General features: G+C 71.3%; 12 protein-coding genes and 1 pseudogene. 9 read left to right on the top strand and 4 right to left on the bottom strand.

The annotated features are described in order from the left end of the window. Positions 1-252: 252 nt before the first annotated feature. The 3 genes from MB828_RS34455 (at position 253) to MB828_RS34445 (ending at position 4,508) form a co-directional block, all read left to right on the top strand. Positions 253-1,221 (top strand): SCO0930 family lipoprotein, encoded by a 969-nt coding sequence (locus tag MB828_RS34455; RefSeq protein ID WP_301651604.1) that lies wholly within the window; start codon positions 253-255, stop codon positions 1,219-1,221. 333 nt (positions 1,222-1,554) lie between these two features. Beyond that, positions 1,555-2,367, top strand: coding sequence for an SAM-dependent methyltransferase (locus tag MB828_RS34450; RefSeq protein WP_301651603.1), 813 nt, complete (start codon positions 1,555-1,557; stop codon positions 2,365-2,367). Further along, positions 2,364-4,508 carry a putative bifunctional diguanylate cyclase/phosphodiesterase gene (locus MB828_RS34445; RefSeq protein ID WP_301651602.1) on the top strand — a complete coding sequence of 715 codons (2,145 nt, stop codon included), beginning with the start codon at positions 2,364-2,366 and terminating at the stop codon, positions 4,506-4,508. The genes MB828_RS34450 and MB828_RS34445 overlap by 4 nt, the downstream gene beginning before the upstream one ends. 180 nt (positions 4,509-4,688) lie before the next feature. On the opposite strand, the gene MB828_RS34440 is transcribed toward MB828_RS34445, so the two are convergent. Then, positions 4,689-5,573, bottom strand: a complete 885-nt coding sequence (locus tag MB828_RS34440; protein WP_133022602.1) for a LysR family transcriptional regulator — start codon at positions 5,571-5,573, stop codon at positions 4,689-4,691. Positions 5,574-5,692: 119 nt separating this feature from the next. Between MB828_RS34440 and MB828_RS34435 the strand changes: the two genes are divergently transcribed. The 5 genes from MB828_RS34435 (at position 5,693) to MB828_RS34415 (ending at position 11,041) form a co-directional block, all read left to right on the top strand. After that, a complete protein-coding gene (locus MB828_RS34435; protein WP_301651780.1) occupies positions 5,693-6,364 on the top strand; it encodes a succinate dehydrogenase in 672 nt (223 codons plus the stop codon). 2 nt (positions 6,365-6,366) lie between these two features. Beyond that, complete coding sequence (locus tag MB828_RS34430) at positions 6,367-8,316, top strand: fumarate reductase/succinate dehydrogenase flavoprotein subunit (protein WP_301651601.1); 1,950 nt, start codon at positions 6,367-6,369, stop codon at positions 8,314-8,316. Continuing rightward, a complete protein-coding gene (locus MB828_RS34425) occupies positions 8,313-9,062 on the top strand; it encodes a succinate dehydrogenase/fumarate reductase iron-sulfur subunit (protein ID WP_301651600.1) in 750 nt (249 codons plus the stop codon). Before MB828_RS34430 ends, MB828_RS34425 begins: the two co-directional genes overlap by 4 nt. Before the next feature lie 342 nt (positions 9,063-9,404). Continuing rightward, positions 9,405-10,178 (top strand): GNAT family N-acetyltransferase, encoded by a 774-nt coding sequence (locus MB828_RS34420; RefSeq protein WP_430381473.1) that lies wholly within the window; start codon positions 9,405-9,407, stop codon positions 10,176-10,178. Further along, entirely contained in the window at positions 10,178-11,041 is an 864-nt protein-coding gene (locus tag MB828_RS34415) for a lysophospholipid acyltransferase family protein (RefSeq protein ID WP_301651599.1), read from the top strand. Before MB828_RS34420 ends, MB828_RS34415 begins: the two co-directional genes overlap by 1 nt. Before the next feature lie 55 nt (positions 11,042-11,096). On the opposite strand, the gene MB828_RS34410 is transcribed toward MB828_RS34415, so the two are convergent. Beyond that, a complete protein-coding gene (locus MB828_RS34410; protein ID WP_301651598.1) occupies positions 11,097-13,436 on the bottom strand; it encodes an excinuclease ABC subunit UvrA in 2,340 nt (779 codons plus the stop codon). Positions 13,437-13,495: 59 nt separating this feature from the next. Beyond that, complete coding sequence (locus MB828_RS34405) at positions 13,496-13,690, bottom strand: antitoxin (protein WP_046734254.1); 195 nt, start codon at positions 13,688-13,690, stop codon at positions 13,496-13,498. A 197-nt stretch (positions 13,691-13,887) separates the two neighbouring features. Between MB828_RS34405 and MB828_RS34400 the strand changes: the two genes are divergently transcribed. Continuing rightward, positions 13,888-16,359: an ATP-dependent Clp protease ATP-binding subunit gene (locus MB828_RS34400; RefSeq protein WP_301651597.1), complete on the top strand. Its 2,472-nt coding sequence runs from the start codon at positions 13,888-13,890 to the stop codon at positions 16,357-16,359. On the opposite strand, the pseudogene MB828_RS34395 reads toward MB828_RS34400, so the two are convergent. Beyond that, positions 16,356-16,571: pseudogene (locus tag MB828_RS34395) on the bottom strand (LLM class flavin-dependent oxidoreductase); the annotation flags it as partial. The gene MB828_RS34400 and the pseudogene MB828_RS34395 overlap by 4 nt on opposite strands. Between the last annotated feature and the right edge of the window lie 57 nt (positions 16,572-16,628).

The following is a 16,628-nucleotide window of genomic DNA, read 5'->3' as shown; positions in this document are numbered from 1 at the left end:
TGTCGCGAGCCGTCGCACGCCGTAGTACCGGTGGATTGATCCGAACGGGGGACATGTGACGTAAACCGGTTTGAATCATGCCGGTCGGCAGATGGCTCGAAGCGTACGCCCGTGCGGAGCGCGTCCCGAGCGCACAGTGCTCGGAAAGAAATTTGTGCGCCGGTTGAACACTCCGGCCCCCCAGATCCGTACCTGGTGTCGTGCGGCGGCGCAGAGGCGCTGCAATATCCAGGCGATTATGGGGAGTTGACGATGAAGACCTCGTGGAGGAGCGCCTCTCTGGTGGCCACGGCCGCGGGGGTGATGGTGTTCGCGACGGCGTGCGGTCAGGACAATCCGACCACTCCGTCCTCGGCGGCCCAGAACGTCGGAGCCACGGCTCCGGCAGGCATCGGCAGCATCACCAGCCCCACCGCCTCGAGCGGCGCCGGCAACGGCTACGGCGCCGACGGCAGCCAGGCCTCCAGCTCCCCGGCCGCGGTGCAGCCCGCCGGCAAGCTGACCGTCGCCAGCAACCCCGACCTGGGCAATGTGCTGACCGACGGGAGCGGGCTCACCCTCTACCGGTTCGACGCCGACACCGCCAATCCCCCGAAGTCGAACTGCGACGGCGACTGCGCCACCGCCTGGCCGCCGGTGCCCGCCGACGACGCCACGGCCGGTGCGGGCATCGACAAGGCGCTGCTCGGCGAGGTCACCCGCACCGACGGCAGCAAGCAGCTGACCGTCGGCGGCTGGCCGGTGTACCGCTACGCCAAGGACGTCAACGCCGGTGACGTCAACGGCCAAGGCGTGGGCGGAAAGTGGTACGCGCTCGCCCCCGACGGCAAGAAGGCCACCCTGGCCTCCCTGCCCGGCCTGTCCGTCCGCAAGGACGCCAAGCTCGGTGACATCGTGGTCGACAAGAACGGCCACACCGTCTACCGCTTCATCAAGGACAAGGCGTGGCCCAAGGTCGTCTCGAACTGCACCGGGGCCTGCCTGGAGAAGTGGCCGGCCGTCGCGGAGGTCGCGTCGAGCGACACCAAGGGCATCGTGAAGAAGGGCCTGATGGGCTTCTCCCGGCCGGACAACGGCCAGAAGCAGCAGACGGTCAACTGCTGGCCGATCTACACCTTCTCCGGTGACGCGAAGGCCGGGGACACCAACGGTCAGGGCGTGGGCGGCACCTGGTACGCCGTCTCGCCCGAAGGAAAGCTGGTCGGCGCGCCGAGCAAGTAGGGATCACCTCCCCAGGGTTGATCGCCCCGCCCAGGTCCACATTCGCGCATCGCGGAAGGGAGGGCAGAGGCCAGCGAGAGTCCCGGACGACGAGACACAACGGCGCACGACCGCCCGCCCCCTCCACACCGCACGGAGGGGGCGGGCTCCTTCGCGTCCCGTCACGAACCACCCGCACCAGACCGAACGAACCGAACGCGCCCCAAACCCCGCACCTCGATTCCCAGGCAGTGACCAGGAACGGATGGTCAATTTCCGGTTCGGCTACCCCCGTTCGCAGGCGATCAGTAGCCTCAGCTCGAACACCGGATCGCCTGAGCCTTGGAGAGATACATGGAGCGTCCCGCCTGGGCCCCACGGAGCATCGACATCTCGGTGCCGAGCGTTTCGCGTATCTACGACTACTACCTGGGCGGTTCGCACAACTTCGAGGTCGACCGGGAGGCGGCCCGCAAGGCGATGACGCACATGCCCGGCCTGCCGAAGATCATGCAGGCCAACCGGGCCTTCATGCGCCGCGCCGTCCGGCACGCGGTGGCCGCCGGCATCGAGCAGTTCCTGGACATCGGCTCCGGCATCCCCACCTTCGGCAACGTCCACGAGGTGGCGCAGCAGGCGCACCCCGGCGCACGCGTGGTGTACGTCGACCACGACCCGGTGGCCGTCGCGCACAGCGAGGCCGTGCTGGAGGGCAACGAGCACGCGGACGTGGTCGCCGCCGACCTCCGCAAGCCGCAGGAGATCCTGTCGAGTCCTCAGGTGGAGCGTCTCATCGACCTGAATCAGCCAGTGGCATTGCTTCTCGTTGCCATACTGCACTTCGTGGAAGACGCGGACGACCCGTACGGGGCAGTGGCACAGCTGCGCGACGCACTCGCGCCCGGCAGCCTGCTTGTTCTCACGCATGCCTCGTACGAGGGAATCCCGCTGCCCGCGGAGCGGGCCGAGGGCGCGGTGGACGTATACAAGGACATTCGCAACCCGCTGATCATGCGCTCGCGCGACGAGATCGCGCGGTTCTTCGAGGGGTACGACATGGTGGAACCGGGACTGGTGCCGATGCCGCACTGGCGGCCGGAGTCGGCGCCGGAGGACGAGGATCCGTATGCCTTCTCCGGATTCGCCGGCGTGGGGATCGCCGCGTGATCGCGGAGCCGGACGGGCCGGAGGACAGACTGCGCCGGTTCGCGACGATCTGGAGCCGTACGGTCTTCCCGGTGACCTCGACGTCCCTGACCCGGCCGGAGTTCGAGGAGCAACTGCTGCCGCTGGCACGCCGGTTGAGCGAGATCTTGCGGGCGCACGGCTTCGACGCCGACGAGGCCAGGCAGGTGGGCGCCGCGCTGATCGACGCGCACTGCACCGATCCCGAGGCGCTCACCCGCACCCTCGACTGCGTCGACGCGTACCTGGTGCTGTACTGCGGCGAGGACGGTCCGCAGGACGAGCTGCGGATGCGTTCCTCGCGGATCCAGCACGCGATGGCCGCCGGGTTCGCCCAGGCGCTGCGCGAGCGCACGCTGGCCGAGCAGGAGGCCATCGCCCAGGCCGCGTTGCGCGCCCAGGGCGTGGTCGCGCAGGCGCTGCACGCGAGCGAGGCCCGGTTCCGCGCGGTCTTCGAGGGCGCGGCGATAGGGATCGGCATCGCCGACCTCGAAGGCAACGTCCTCCAGGTGAACGGCGCGCTGCTGCGCATGTTCGGCGGTTCCGAGCAGGCCCTGCGCAGCCGCAACGTCCTGGAGTGGGCGCACCCCGAGGACGCGCCGCAGACCTGGCGGCTCTACGAGGAGCTGGTGCGCGGCGAACGCGAGCACTACCACGTGGAGAAGGCGTTCAACCGCTCCGACGGCACGGTCCTGTGGACCAACCTGACGGTGTCCCTGCTGCGGGACGCGGACGGCGAGCCGCAGTACCAGCTGGCCCTCATGGAGGACACCACCGAGCGGCGGCTGCTCAACCTCCGGCTGCGCTACGAGGCCACCCACGACGCGCTCACGGGCCTGCCCAACCGCACACTGTTCTTCGAGCGCCTGGAGAAGGCCCTCGCCGCGGGTGAGGGACAGCGCTTCGGGCTGTGCTACCTCGACCTGGACGGCTTCAAGACCATCAACGACAGCCTCGGCCACTCGGCCGGCGACCGGCTCCTCGTGGAGGTCGCCGACCGGTTGCAGTCCTGCGCGACCGCGCCCGGCGAGATGGTCGCCCGGCTCGGCGGCGACGAGTTCGTGGCGCTGACCACCGGCGCCGCCACCCAGCGCGAGGTCGACGACCTGGCCGACCGGATCATGAACGCCCTGGTCACCCCGATCAGCATCGACGGCCGTGAACTCCTGGTGCGCGGCTCCATCGGCATCGTCGAGGGCCCGGCCGGCGAGCGCACCCCGGCCGAGGTGCTGCGCAGCGCCGACATCACGATGTACCGGGCCAAGTCGGCGGGCGGCAACCGCTCCGAGCTGGCCGACCCGGAGGCGGACGCCCGCGCGATCACCCGCCACGGCCTGACCACGGCACTGCCGGCCGCCCTGGACCGGGGCGAGTTCTTCATCGAGTACCAGCCGCTGGTGCACCTCGGCGACGGCAGCGTCCGCGGCGCCGAGGCGCTGGTCCGCTGGCTGCATCCGCAGCACGGGGTGCTCGGCCCCGACCGCTTCATCCCGCTCGCTGAACACACCGGCCTCATCGTCCCGTTGGGCCGCTGGGTGCTGGAGCAGTCGATCCGCCAGGCCCGCGAGTGGCGAGAACGCTACGGCGAGGACACCGCCGGGGGTCCGCTGCGCATCAACGTCAACCTGTCCCCGTGCCAGCTCACCCATCCCGGTCTGGTCCAGGACACGGTGGACATCCTGGAACGCACCGGGGTGGCCCCCGACGCGCTGTGCCTGGAGGTCACCGAGTCGGCCCTCATCGGCGCCGACGACGATCTCCTCAAACCGCTGCGGCGGCTCGCCGAGATGGGTGTCGACATCGCCCTGGACGACTTCGGCACGGGCTACTCGAACCTCGCGAACCTCCGCCGGCTCCCGGTCAGCATCCTCAAACTGGACCGCTCGTTCACCCAGAGCATGCAGCAGTTCCCGGCCGACCCGGTGGACCTCAAGATCGTGGAGGGCATCGTCACCCTGGCCCACAGCCTCGACCTCGCGGTCACGGTGGAAGGCGTGGAGACGGGCGCCCAGGCGGAACAACTCCGCATACTCGGCTGCGACACGGCCCAGGGCTGGTACTACGCCCGCCCGGGCCCACCGGAGAGGCTGCACGACCTCGCGTTGGTGGATGCGACAGGCTGATCTGCCAGGGCGCGGGCCGGTGTGTACGGCGCGGGCTGTCGGTGGTCGCTCGCGCAGTTCCCCGCGCCCCTTTCAGGGGCGTCCAGTGCACGCCCCTGAAAGGGGCGCGGGGAACTGCGCGATCAGCCCCCACGCGCCCGCACCCGACCGCGCTCCGTCACCTCTCCCCGCCTCTCCGCGTCACCTCTCCAACAACATCCTCTGCAACTCCCTGGCGGCCCGCGGCGGAGCCACGTCGCTCCGGTGCGCCAACGCGATGGTCCGATGCAGCCCCGGCTTCGCCAACGGAGTGACCCGCAGCCCCCGCCCCGACCGAGCGGCGACCATCCGAGGTACGACGGCCACCCCCAGCCCCGCCCGCACGAACCCCAGCACCGCGTCCATCTCGCCCCCCTCCACCGCGAAACCCGGCTCGAACCCCGCGGAGCGGCACGCCGCGACGGTCAGTTCCCGCAGGTCGTAGCCGTGCCGGAACATCACAAGACGCTCGCCCTCCAGATCGGCGATCCGCACACCGCCGCGCCCCCGCCCGGGCACCGTCGCCTCGGGCGCGGACACCACCACCAGGTCCTCCCGCAACAGCTCCACCGTGGTCAGCGCGGGCGACGCCGGCGGCAGCGGCAGCACGATCAGCGCCAGGTCCAGTGCCCCGCGGGCCAGCTCCCGTACGAGATCGTGCGACCCGCTCTCCTCGATCAGCAGCTGGATCCCCGGGTACCGGTCGTGGAAGGCCCGCAGCACGTCCGGCAGCAGCCCGGTGCACAGACTCGGTGTCGCCCCCAGCCGCACCCGCCCGCTGCGCAGCTGCACCAGCTCCTGCACCTCGTGCCGGGCCGTGTCCGCGTCCGCGAGGATCCGCCGGGCCAGCGGCAGCAGCGCCTCGCCCGCGTCGGTGAGGGTGATGTTCCCGCGGGCCCGCAGGAACAGGTCCGCTCCCAGCTCCCGCTCCAACGCCTTGATCTGCTGGGACAGCGACGGCTGGGCGACGTGCACCAGCTCGGCGGCCCGGGTGAAGTGCCGGGTCTCGGCGACGGCGACGAAGTACTGAAGCTGCTGGAACTGCATGGTGACACGATAGCTCTTGGCTATCGAATCAAGCCGGACCATGTCTTGGACCGATGGCTTCCTCGCGGCCTACCGTCATCGGCATGGCTCTGGCAACGCGGACGGACCGACGGCCGTCCATGGCGCGCACGATGTGGGACAGCTCCGTCGGCAAGAAGACGGTGATGGCCGTCAGCGGCCTGATCATGCTGCTCTACCTGGTCGTCCACATGATCGGGAACCTGAAGATCTTCTTCGGGGCCGGCGAGTACAACCACTACGCCCACTGGCTGCGCACCATCGGCGAACCGTTCATGCACTACGAGTGGACGCTCTGGCTCATCCGGGTCGTCCTGGTCGTCGCGGTGGTCGCCCACGCCACGTCCGCCTACCAGCTCAGCCGCCGCGACCTCAGGGCACGCCCCAGCAAGTACGTGCACAAGAAGGCCCGGGCGTCCTACGCGACCCGGACCATGCGCTGGGGCGGGATCATCCTCGGCCTGTTCATCGTCTGGCACATCCTCGACCTGACCACCGGCACCGTGCACTCCGGCGGCTTCCAGGAGGGCCACCCGTACCAGAACGTCGTGGACACCTTCTCCACCTGGTACGGCGACGTCGTCTACATCGTCGCGATGCTCGCGCTCGGCCTCCATGTGCGGCACGGCTTCTGGAGCGCCGCCCAGACCCTCGGCGTCGGCAGCCGCACCCGCGACCGCGCCCTCAAGGCCACGGCCGACGTCCTCGCCCTGCTGCTCACGGCCGGCTTCATCGCCGTACCCGTGGGTGTCATGACCGGAGTGGTGAGCTGAACATGACCGAATACGTGAACTACACGACCGGTGAGCCCGTCGCCGACGGCAAGGCTCCCGCCGGGCCGGTCGAGGAGCGCTGGGACAAGCGCCGTTTCGAGGCCAAGCTGGTCAACCCCGCCAACCGGCGCAAGCACACCGTGATCGTCGTCGGCACCGGCCTGGCCGGCGGCTCCGCCGGCGCCACCCTCGCCGAACAGGGCTACCACGTCGTCCAGTTCTGCTACCAGGACTCCCCGCGCCGCGCCCACTCGATCGCCGCGCAGGGCGGTATCAACGCGGCGAAGAACTACCGCAACGACGGCGACTCCGTGCACCGGCTGTTCTACGACACCGTCAAGGGCGGCGACTTCCGGGCCCGCGAGTCCAACGTCCACCGGCTCGCCCAGATCTCCGTCGAGATCATCGACCAGTGCGTGGCGCAGGGCGTGCCGTTCGCCCGGGAGTACGGCGGACTGCTCGACACCCGGTCGTTCGGCGGTGTCCAGGTGTCCCGGACCTTCTACGCCCGCGGCCAGACGGGCCAGCAGCTGCTGCTCGGCGCCTACCAGGCGCTGAGCCGGCAGATCGCCGCCGGGAACGTGGAGATGCACCCGCGCACCGAGATGCTCGACGTGATCGTCGTCGACGGACGGGCCCGCGGGATCGTGGCCCGGGACCTGGTCACCGGGAAGATCGACACCTACTTCGCGGACGCCGTCGTCCTGGCGAGTGGTGGTTACGGCAACGTCTTCTACCTGTCGACGAACGCCATGAACTCCAACGCCACCGCCATCTGGCGGGCGCACCGACGCGGCGCGTATTTCGCCAACCCGTGCTTCACCCAGATCCACCCCACCTGCATCCCGCGCACCGGCGACCACCAGTCCAAGCTCACCCTGATGAGCGAGTCGCTGCGCAACGACGGCCGGATCTGGGTGCCGAAGGCCAAGGGCGACACCCGCCCGCCGAACCGGATCCCCGAGGACGAGCGCGACTACTACCTGGAGCGCATCTACCCGTCCTTCGGCAACCTGGTCCCGCGTGACATCGCCTCCCGCGCCGCTAAGAACGTCTGCGACGAGGGCCGGGGCGTCGGCCCCGGCGGGCAGGGTGTCTATCTCGACTTCGCCGACGCCATCGAGCGGATGGGACGGAAAGCCGTCGAGGCCAAGTACGGCAACCTCTTCGACATGTACCAGCGGATCACCGACGAGGATCCGTACCAGGTGCCGATGCGGATCTACCCCGCCGTGCACTACACGATGGGCGGGCTCTGGGTCGACTACGACCTCCAGACCACCGTGCCGGGCCTGTTCGCGATCGGTGAGGCCAACTTCTCCGACCACGGGGCGAACCGGCTCGGCGCGAGCGCGCTGATGCAGGGCCTCGCCGACGGCTACTTCGTGCTCCCGGCCACCATCAACGACTACCTCGCCCGCCACCCCCACCAGGACCCGGTGACGGACGAACACCCCGTCGTACAGGAGGTGCTGGCGGAGACCGAGGACCGGCTGAACCTGCTGCTGTCCGTCGACGGCGACCGTACGCCCGACTCCTTCCATCGCGAACTCGGCGAGCTGATGTGGGAGTTCTGCGGCATGGCCCGCACGGACGCCGGACTGCGCAAGGCACTCGAGCGCATTCCGCAGATCCGTGAGGAGTTCTGGCGGCGGATCAAGGTGCCGGGGACCGGCGAGGAGTTCAACCAGTCCCTGGAGAAGGCCAACCGCATCGTCGACTACCTGGAACTGGCCGAGCTGATGTGCCTCGACGCGCTGCACCGCGCCGAGTCCTGCGGCGGCCACTTCCGCGAGGAGTCGCAGACGCCCGACGGCGAGGCCGCCCGCCGGGACGACGAGTTCGCCTACGCGGCCGCCTGGGAGTTCACCGTGACCGGGGACGCCCCGGTACTGCACAAGGAAGACCTGGTCTTCGAGTACGTCCACCCCACCCAGCGGAGCTACGCATGAAGCTCACCCTGCGCGTCTGGCGGCAGAAGAACGCCGACGCCGACGGCGCGATGTCCACGTACGAGGTGGACGGCATCTCCTCCGACATGTCCTTCCTGGAGATGCTCGACACCCTCAACGAGGAACTCATCCTGCGCGGCGAGGACCCGGTCGCCTTCGACCACGACTGCCGCGAGGGGATCTGCGGCGCGTGTTCCCTGGTGATCAACGGGGACGCGCACGGGCCGGAGCGGACCACCACCTGTCAGCTGCACATGCGGTCCTTCGCGGACGGCGACACGATCGACATCGAGCCGTGGCGGGCGTCCGCGTTCCCGGTGATCAAGGACCTGGTGGTGGACCGGTCGGCGTTCGACCGGATCATCCAGGCCGGCGGGTACATCACCGCGCCGACCGGGGCGGCGCCGGAGGCGCACGCGACGGCGGTGCCGAAGGCCGACGCCGACTTCGCGTTCGAGCACGCCGAGTGCATCGGCTGCGGGGCGTGTGTCGCCGCCTGTCCGAACGGGGCGGCGATGCTGTTCACCTCCGCCAAGGTCAACCACCTCAACGTGCTGCCGCAGGGGGCGCCCGAGCGGGAGACGCGGGTGCTGGACATGGTGGGGCAGATGGACGCGGAGGGGTTCGGGGGGTGCACGCTGGCGGGGGAGTGCGCGACGGCCTGCCCGAAGGGGATTCCGCTGGTGTCCATCACGAGTATGAACCGCGAGTGGTTGCGGGCTGCACGGAAGGTGGGGAAGCGGTAGCGCCGTCGCGGGGGTGCGGGTGCGTGGGGGCTGGTCGCGCAGTTCCCCGCGCCCCTTACGGGGCGCTGTAGTGAGGGGCGCTGAAAAGTGAAAGACGTTCGCCGAAAGGTGCGGACGGGCGGGGTCGGTGTGGTGCTCGCCGGCCCCGTCTCGCGTTCTTTACGGCCGTTTGATCATGGTGGCGTTACTCTCAGGCGTCCGTGAGTCACCGGAAAGGACCCGACTCCCGGCATTCAGCAGTCGCACATCCACGGGTCCCGCGCCTGTCACGCCGAGTCCAGCCTGCCGCGGAAGAAAGCAGGTGCAGATTTCCTCAGCTTCCGCTCGGCGCAGGAGACCTCCATGACCGCCATGCCCGCCTCACCCCCCGCTCTCGCCGCCCCGACCGGGGACTCCGGCTATCTGGTGCAGCTCGCCCGTGACGAGGACGACGTCCGGGCCGCGCAGCGGCTGCGACACCTGGTCTTCGCCGGAGAGATGGGCGCCCGGCTCGACGGGCCGGAGCCGGGTCTGGACGTGGACGCCTTCGACGCGTACTGCGACCACCTGCTCATCCGCGAAGCCCGCACCGGCGAGGTCGTCGGCACCTACCGGCTGCTGCCGCCGGAGCGCGCCACGCTCGCCGGACGCCTGTACTCCGACGGCGAGTTCGACCTGTCCCGGCTCGACGGCATCCGCTCCGGCCTGGTCGAGGTCGGCCGCTCCTGCGTGCACCCCGCGCACCGCGACGGCGCCGTCATCGGCCTCATCTGGGCCGGCATAGCCCGCTACATGGTGGACCGCGGCCACGAGTGGCTGGCCGGCTGCTGCTCCGTCCCGCTCGCCGACGGGGGCGCCCTCGCCGCCGCCACCTGGGACCGGGTCCAGGCCAGGCACCTCGCCCCGGAGGAGTTCCGGGTACGGCCGCTCAACCCCTGGATCCCCGGCGGGCCGGCCCCCGAGGGCCGTACCGAACTGCCCGCCCTCCTGCGCGGTTACGTCCGCCTCGGCGCCTGGGTGTGCGGGGAGCCCGCCCACGACCCGGACTTCGGGGTCGCCGACCTGTACGTGCTGCTGTCGATGCGCCGGGTCAACGCACGCTACCTGCGGCACTTCCTCTCGCTCGTCCCGGCCTGATGAGTGTCTGGCTGCCCAGCGCGCCCTGCACCCCGGGCGCGTGCGTGGAACGAGCGGGGTCCCTCGCGGCCGTACCCCGGGCGGTGCTGCGGTTCGCCGCGGTCGTGGCCCTGATGCTGACCGCGGTCGCGCTGCTCCCGCTCGGCAAGAGGGTCCCCGCCGAGTGGGTGCGGCGGTTCTGCCGGCTGCTCGTGCGGGCCGCCGGGGTCCGGGTCCGGATCACCGGCAGCGCGCCGGGCACGGGCGGGGTGCTCCTGGTCGCCAACCACATCTCCTGGCTGGACATCCCGCTGCTGGCCTCCGTACGGCCCGCGCGGATGCTCGCCAAGCAGGAGATCCGCGCATGGCCGGTGGCCGGGGCACTGGTGGCCGGGGCCGGGGTGCTGTTCATCGACCGGGACCGGCTGCGCGCGCTGCCGGACACCGTCGCCCGGATCGCGGGGGCCCTGCGGGAGGGCGCCGCGGTGGTCGCCTTCCCGGAGGGCAGCACCTGGTGCGGCCGGGCCCAGGGACGGTTCCACCGGGCCGTGTTCCAGGCCGCGCTGGACGCCGGCGCGCCCGTGCAGCCGGTGCGGCTGCGGTACCGGCAGTCGGCTGGCGGGGCCAGTACCGTGCCCGCGTACGTCGGCGAGGACACCCTGCTGGCCTCCCTGTGGCGCGTGGTGTCGACCCGTGGACTGGTCGCCGAGGTGGACGTCCGGCCGCTGATCCCGGCCGGCAGCCACCCGGACCGCCGTGGCCTCGCCCGTGCCGCCCAGCCGGTGACCCACGAACCCGCCTGGACGCACACGGCCCTGGTGGGCTCAGGACGGGGTGCCCCGTGGCCGGCCGCCGAGTGGCGCCCGCGCAGGGCGGCGCCGTAGCCGTCGCCGGGCGCACCGGCGGCGGGTGCGCGGCGGCCCGGAGCGTTCCCGGGGATCAGTGGGGGAGGACGCGGGACAGATAGGGCGCCGTGACACTGTCCCGTGCCCGCGCGACCTCGGCCGGCGGCCCCGCCGCGACGATCCGGCCGCCCCGGTCGCCGCCGCCGGGCCCCAGGTCGATCACCCAGTCGGCGCCCGCCACCACCGTCATGTCGTGCTCCACCACCACGACCGTGTGCCCGGCGTCGACCAGCCCGTGCAGCTGCCGCATCAGCACCTCGACGTCGGCCGGGTGCAGCCCCGTCGTCGGCTCGTCCAGCAGATACAGGGTGTGGCCGCGCCGGCCGCGCTGCAACTCACTGGCCAGCTTGATGCGCTGGGCCTCGCCGCCGGACAGCTCGGTGGCCGGCTGCCCGAGCCGCAGATAGCCGAGACCGACGTCCAGCAGCGTGCCCAGACTGCGTGCCACGGCCGGGGTGTCCGCGAAGAACCCCGCGGCCGCCTCCACGGTCAGCTCCAGCACCTCGGCGATGTTCCGTCCCCGGTAGGGCACTTGGAGCGTCTCGGGGTTGTAGCGGGCCCCGCCGCAGTCCGGGCAGGGCGCGTAGGTGCTCGGCAGGAACAGCAGCTCCACGCTGACGAACCCCTCGCCCTGGCAGGTCTCGCACCGCCCGCCGGACACGTTGAACGAGAACCGCCCGACGCCGTAGCCGCGCTCCCGGGCCTGTTCGGTGCCCGCGAACACCTTCCGGACGACGTCGAACAGCCCCGTGTAGGTGGCCAGGTTGGACCTCGGGGTACGGCCGATCGGCCGCTGGTCCACCGACACCAGCCGGCCCACCCCGGCCTGTTCCCCGGTGATCTCGCCGATCAGTGTCGACTTGCCGGACCCGGACACGCCCGTCACCGCGGTGAGGACACCGAGCGGGAACTCCGCGGTGACCCCGCGCAGGTTGTGCCGGTCGACCGGGCCGACCGGCAGCCAGCCCCTGGCGGTACGGGGGTCGCGTGACGGCACGGGAGAGTCGTCGAACAGGTAGCGGGCGGTGGCCGACCCGGTGACCCCCGCCAGCCGCGCGACCGGTCCGCTGTACACCACCTCCCCGCCGTGCTCACCGGCGAGCGGGCCCACGTCGACGAGCCAGTCCGCGCCGCGCATCACGTCCAGGTGGTGCTCCACCACGAACACCGAGTTCCCGGCCGCCTTGAGCCGTTCGAGGACCGTGAGCAGCGCCTCGGTGTCCGCCGGGTGCAGCCCGGCCGACGGCTCGTCCAGGACGTAGACGACGCCGAACAGCCCGGAGCGCAGCTGGGTGGCCAGCCGGAGGCGCTGGAGCTCACCGGCCGAGAGGGTGGGCGTGGCACGGTCCAGGCTGAGATAGCCGAGGCCCAGCTCGACCACCGGGGCGATCCGGGAGGTGAGGTCCCCGGTGAGGACCCGCACGGTCTCCGAACCGCCCTCACCGTCGAGGAGTTCGGCCAGCGCGGTCAGTGGCAGCGCGACGAGTTCGGCGATCGTACGGCCCCCGAAGGTCACCGCGAGTGCCTCCGGACGCAGTCTGCTGCCCCCGCACACCGGACAGGGCGCACTGGTCAGGAACCCCTCCGCCCGCGCCCGCAGAGCCGGGCTCCTGGAGTCCGCGAAGGTCTTCATCACATACCGGCGGGCGCTCATGTACGTGCCCTGGTAGGGGCGTTGGATGCGATCGGCGTCCCGGACCGGGTGCACGGTGACCACCGGCTGCTCGTCCGTGAAGAGGATCCACGCCCGCTCCTCGGCGGGCAGCTCGCGCCAGGGCCGGTCCACGTCGTGGCCGAGGGCGTCCAGGATGTCCCGCAGGTTCTTGCCCTGCCACGCGCCGGGCCAGGCGGCGATCGCCCCCTCGCGGATCGACAGCGCGGGGTCGGGGACCAGGGACTCCTCGGTCGTACCGTGCACCCGGCCCAGGCCGTGGCACTCCGGGCAGGCGCCGGCCGCCGTGTTGGGGGAGAACGCGTCGGAGTCGAGCCGTTCGGCGCCCGGCGGGTAGTCACCGGCGCGGGAGAACAGCATGCGCAGGGAGTTGGAGAGGTTGGTGACCGTGCCGACCGAGGAACGGGAGGTGGGGGCCGACCGGCGCTGCTGGAGCGAGACCGCCGGCGGCAGCCCGCTGATCTCCGCGACCTTCGGCGCCCCGACCTGGTGGATCAACCGGCGCGCGTACGGCGCGACCGACTCGAAGTAGCGCCGCTGGGCCTCGGCGTAGATCGTGCCGAAGGCCAGGGACGACTTCCCCGAGCCGGACACACCGGTGAAGACGGCCAGCACGTCCCGGGGGACGTCCACGTCGACACCCTTGAGGTTGTGCTCCCGGGCACCACGGACGCGGACGTAGGGATCGTGGGCGCTGTGCATCGGGCGGGAACTCCGTGTCGGGGCGGCGGCAAACCCGGCGATCGTAGCCCGTGCGCCGTCTACTGCGGAGGCGGGTTGCCCTGGTTCCGGCTCCGGTCGATGTAGTCGTCGGCCTGCTTCTGGGCCGCGTCGACCTGCGACTGGTACTTGTTCCCGGTCCGCTGGTCGATCATGTCACCGCCCTTGCCGACACCCCGTTTGGCCTGGTCCTCGTGGCCCTTGAGCATCCCCTTGAGCTTGTCCAGCATGGACATGGCAGCCCTCCTCGCTCGTTGTGGCTTTCTCCCCAGCGTCACCGGCCCGGGCCGGGTCCGCATCTCGGCGGGTGTCCCCGTGCGGGCCCGGCATGCCTGTGCCAGCTTGGAAGACGCGGAATTCCGCCGATCGCGCAGCAGAGCGCTGAGCACGTCGCCGTGCGGACCGCAGATCCGTCCGCAGAAAGGCCCGGCCCATGAACACTCCCGGTTTCGGATTCGGACGCAGTCCCTTCGAGGAGTTCGACGAGCTGATGTCCCGTTTCTTCGGCGGATCCGGACCGGGCACCCCGGCCCGCCGCCCCCAGCGGGTCGACATCGGCAGCCTGCTTTCCGAACGGGCCCGGGAACTGGTCGCCGAGGCCCGTGACCTGGCCGCCGTCGAGGGCAGCGAGGAACTGGACGCCCGGCACCTGCTGGCCGCCGCCACCACCCATGACTCCACCCGCCGGCTGCTCACCGAGGCCGGCGCCGACCCGGACCAGCTCCGTGAACGGCTCACCACCGGTCAGGGCGGCGGCGAGAAGAGCGAGCCCGGCACCCTCACCCCGGCCGCCAAGCGCGCCCTGCTCGACGCCTACCAGATCTCCCGCGCCGAGGGCGCCTCCTACATCGGCCCCGAGCACCTGCTGCGCGCGCTCGCCGCGAACCCCGAGTCGGCGGCCGGCCGGGCGCTCGGCGAGACCGGCTGGGAGCCCGCCCGGATGCCCGCCGAGGGCGCGGCGGAGCGGAGGAAGCCCAGCAGCACGCCGACCGTCGACGAGTACGGCCGTGATCTCACCGAGGACGCCAGGGCCGGCCGGCTCGACCCGGTGATCGGCCGGGACGAGGAGGTCGAGCAGACCATCGAGGTGCTCTCCCGGCGCAGCAAGAACAACCCGGTGCTCATCGGCGACCCCGGCGTGGGCAAGACCGCCATCGTCGAGGGCATCGCCCAGCGGATCGTCTCCGGCGACGTGCCCCGGACCCTCGAAGGCAAGCGGCTGGTCTCCCTGGACCTGGCCGCGATGGTGGCGGGCACCAAGTACCGGGGCGAGTTCGAGGAGCGGCTGAAGAAGCTGCTGGACGAGGTCCGCGAGCACGGCCACGAACTGGTGCTGTTCCTCGACGAGTTGCACACCGTGGTGGGTGCGGGCGGGGGTGGCGACGGGGCGCTGGACGCGGGCAACATCCTCAAGCCCGCGCTCGCGCGCGGTGAGTTGCACCTGATCGGCGCGACCACCGTCGACGAGTACCGCAGGCACATCGAGAAGGACGCGGCGCTGGAACGCCGGTTCGCGCCCATCCTGGTCGGCGAGCCCGCCGTCGACGACACCATCGAGATCCTGCGCGGTCTGCGTGACCGCTACGAGGCCCACCACCAGGTCCGCATCACCGACGAGGCGGTGGTCGCGGCGGCCGAGCTGTCCGACCGGTACATCACCTCCCGGTTCCTGCCCGACAAGGCGATCGACCTCATGGACCAGGCGGCGGCCCGGGTGCGGCTGCGCGCCAAGACCCCGCCCACCGACACCCGGGACATCGAGGACCGGATCGCCGCCCTCAACCGGGAGAAGGACCAGGCCGTCGCCGACGAGGAGTACGAGCGGGCCAAGGAACTCCGCGACCGGATCAGGGAGACCGAGGCCGAGCTGGACCGGGCGGGCACCGCCGAGGAGCACGCGCCCAAGGTCACCGCTGAGGACATCGCCGAGGTCGTCTCCCGCACCACCGGCATCCCGGTCGCCCAGCTCACCGAGGAGGAGCGGGAGCGGCTGATGAAGCTGGAGGAGCACCTGCACGAGCGGGTCGTCGGCCAGGACGAGGCGATCACCGCCGTCGCCCGCGCGGTCCGCCGCGCCCGGGCCGGCATGAGCGACCCCGGCCGTCCCGTCGGCAGCTTCCTGTTCCTCGGTCCGACCGGCGTCGGCAAGACCGAACTGGCCCGTGCCCTGGCCGCGGCCCTGTTCGGCGACGAGACCCGCATGATCCGCCTCGACATGAGCGAGTTCCAGGAGCGTCACACCGTCTCCCGGCTGGTCGGCGCCCCGCCCGGATACGTCGGCCACGAGGAGGCCGGTCAGCTCACCGAGGCGGTCCGCAGGCAGCCGTACGCGGTGCTCCTGCTGGACGAGGTGGAGAAGGCGCACCCGGACGTCTTCAACACCCTGCTCCAGCTCCTGGACGACGGCCGCCTCACCGACTCCCAGGGCCGCACCGTCGACTTCAAGAACACCGTCGTCATCATGACGTCGAACATCGGTGCCGACCGCATCCTGGCCGCCGGGACCGAGGACTACGCCAAGGTCCGCGAGGCGGTCATGCCCGCCCTGCAGCAGCACTTCCGGCCGGAGTTCCTCAACCGCGTCGACGAGATCATCGTCTTCCGCGGCCTGGACCGCACCCAACTGCGGCAGATCGTGGACCTGTTGCTGGAACACACCCGGCGCCGGCTGCACGCCCAGGACGTCACCCTCGAGGTCACCGACGAGGCGGCCGGGTTGCTCGCCAACCTCGGCCACGAACCGGACTTCGGCGCCCGGCCCCTGCGGCGCACCATCCAACGCGAGGTCGACGACCGCCTCGCCGACCTCCTCCTGTCGGGCCAGCTCGTCGCGGGCGACCGGGCGGTGGTGGACGCGGCCGACGGCCGGATCGAGATCCGCTCGGCCAAGCCGGCGACGCTCTAAAACGTCCGGGACGTAAGGGAGTTCACGAGCGGGGCCAGCCGACGGTAGGAGTCGAGCATGGCCGTACGGTCGTAGGTGCTGGTGGTGACCAGCACCTCGTCCGCCCCGGTCTCCTTGAGGACCGCCGCCGGCTCGTCCGCCACCTGGTCCTCCGTCCCGGCGATGTGACCGGCGAGCCCGGACTCGTAGAAGCCGCGTTCCCTCGCGGTCAGCGATCGTCCCCTGTCTGGCCGGCGGTGGCCGTCTTGTTCTCTTCCCTCGTCGCAGCG

Origin of the sequence: Streptomyces arenae, assembly GCF_022343545.1 — a bacterium.
Classification (GTDB): Bacteria; Actinomycetota; Actinomycetes; order Streptomycetales; family Streptomycetaceae; genus Streptomyces; species Streptomyces humi.
This window is presented reverse-complemented; position numbering and strand designations above follow the sequence as displayed.

Excerpts from the sequence above, each read along its gene's own strand:
- MB828_RS34415 (WP_301651599.1), top strand. The coding sequence starts at position 10,178 with ATGAGTGTCTGGCTGCCCAGCGCGCCCTGCACCCCGGGCGCGTGCGTG.
- MB828_RS34405 (WP_046734254.1), bottom strand. The coding sequence starts at position 13,690 with ATGTCCATGCTGGACAAGCTCAAGGGGATGCTCAAGGGCCACGAGGAC.
- MB828_RS34435 (WP_301651780.1), top strand. The coding sequence starts at position 5,693 with ATGGCGCGCACGATGTGGGACAGCTCCGTCGGCAAGAAGACGGTGATG.
- MB828_RS34455 (WP_301651604.1), top strand. The coding sequence starts at position 253 with ATGAAGACCTCGTGGAGGAGCGCCTCTCTGGTGGCCACGGCCGCGGGG.
- MB828_RS34430 (WP_301651601.1), top strand. The coding sequence starts at position 6,367 with ATGACCGAATACGTGAACTACACGACCGGTGAGCCCGTCGCCGACGGC.
- MB828_RS34425 (WP_301651600.1), top strand. The coding sequence starts at position 8,313 with ATGAAGCTCACCCTGCGCGTCTGGCGGCAGAAGAACGCCGACGCCGAC.
- MB828_RS34450 (WP_301651603.1), top strand. The coding sequence starts at position 1,555 with ATGGAGCGTCCCGCCTGGGCCCCACGGAGCATCGACATCTCGGTGCCG.
- MB828_RS34420 (WP_430381473.1), top strand. The coding sequence starts at position 9,405 with ATGACCGCCATGCCCGCCTCACCCCCCGCTCTCGCCGCCCCGACCGGG.
- MB828_RS34440 (WP_133022602.1), bottom strand. The coding sequence starts at position 5,573 with ATGCAGTTCCAGCAGCTTCAGTACTTCGTCGCCGTCGCCGAGACCCGG.
- MB828_RS34410 (WP_301651598.1), bottom strand. The coding sequence starts at position 13,436 with ATGCACAGCGCCCACGATCCCTACGTCCGCGTCCGTGGTGCCCGGGAG.
- MB828_RS34400 (WP_301651597.1), top strand. The coding sequence starts at position 13,888 with ATGAACACTCCCGGTTTCGGATTCGGACGCAGTCCCTTCGAGGAGTTC.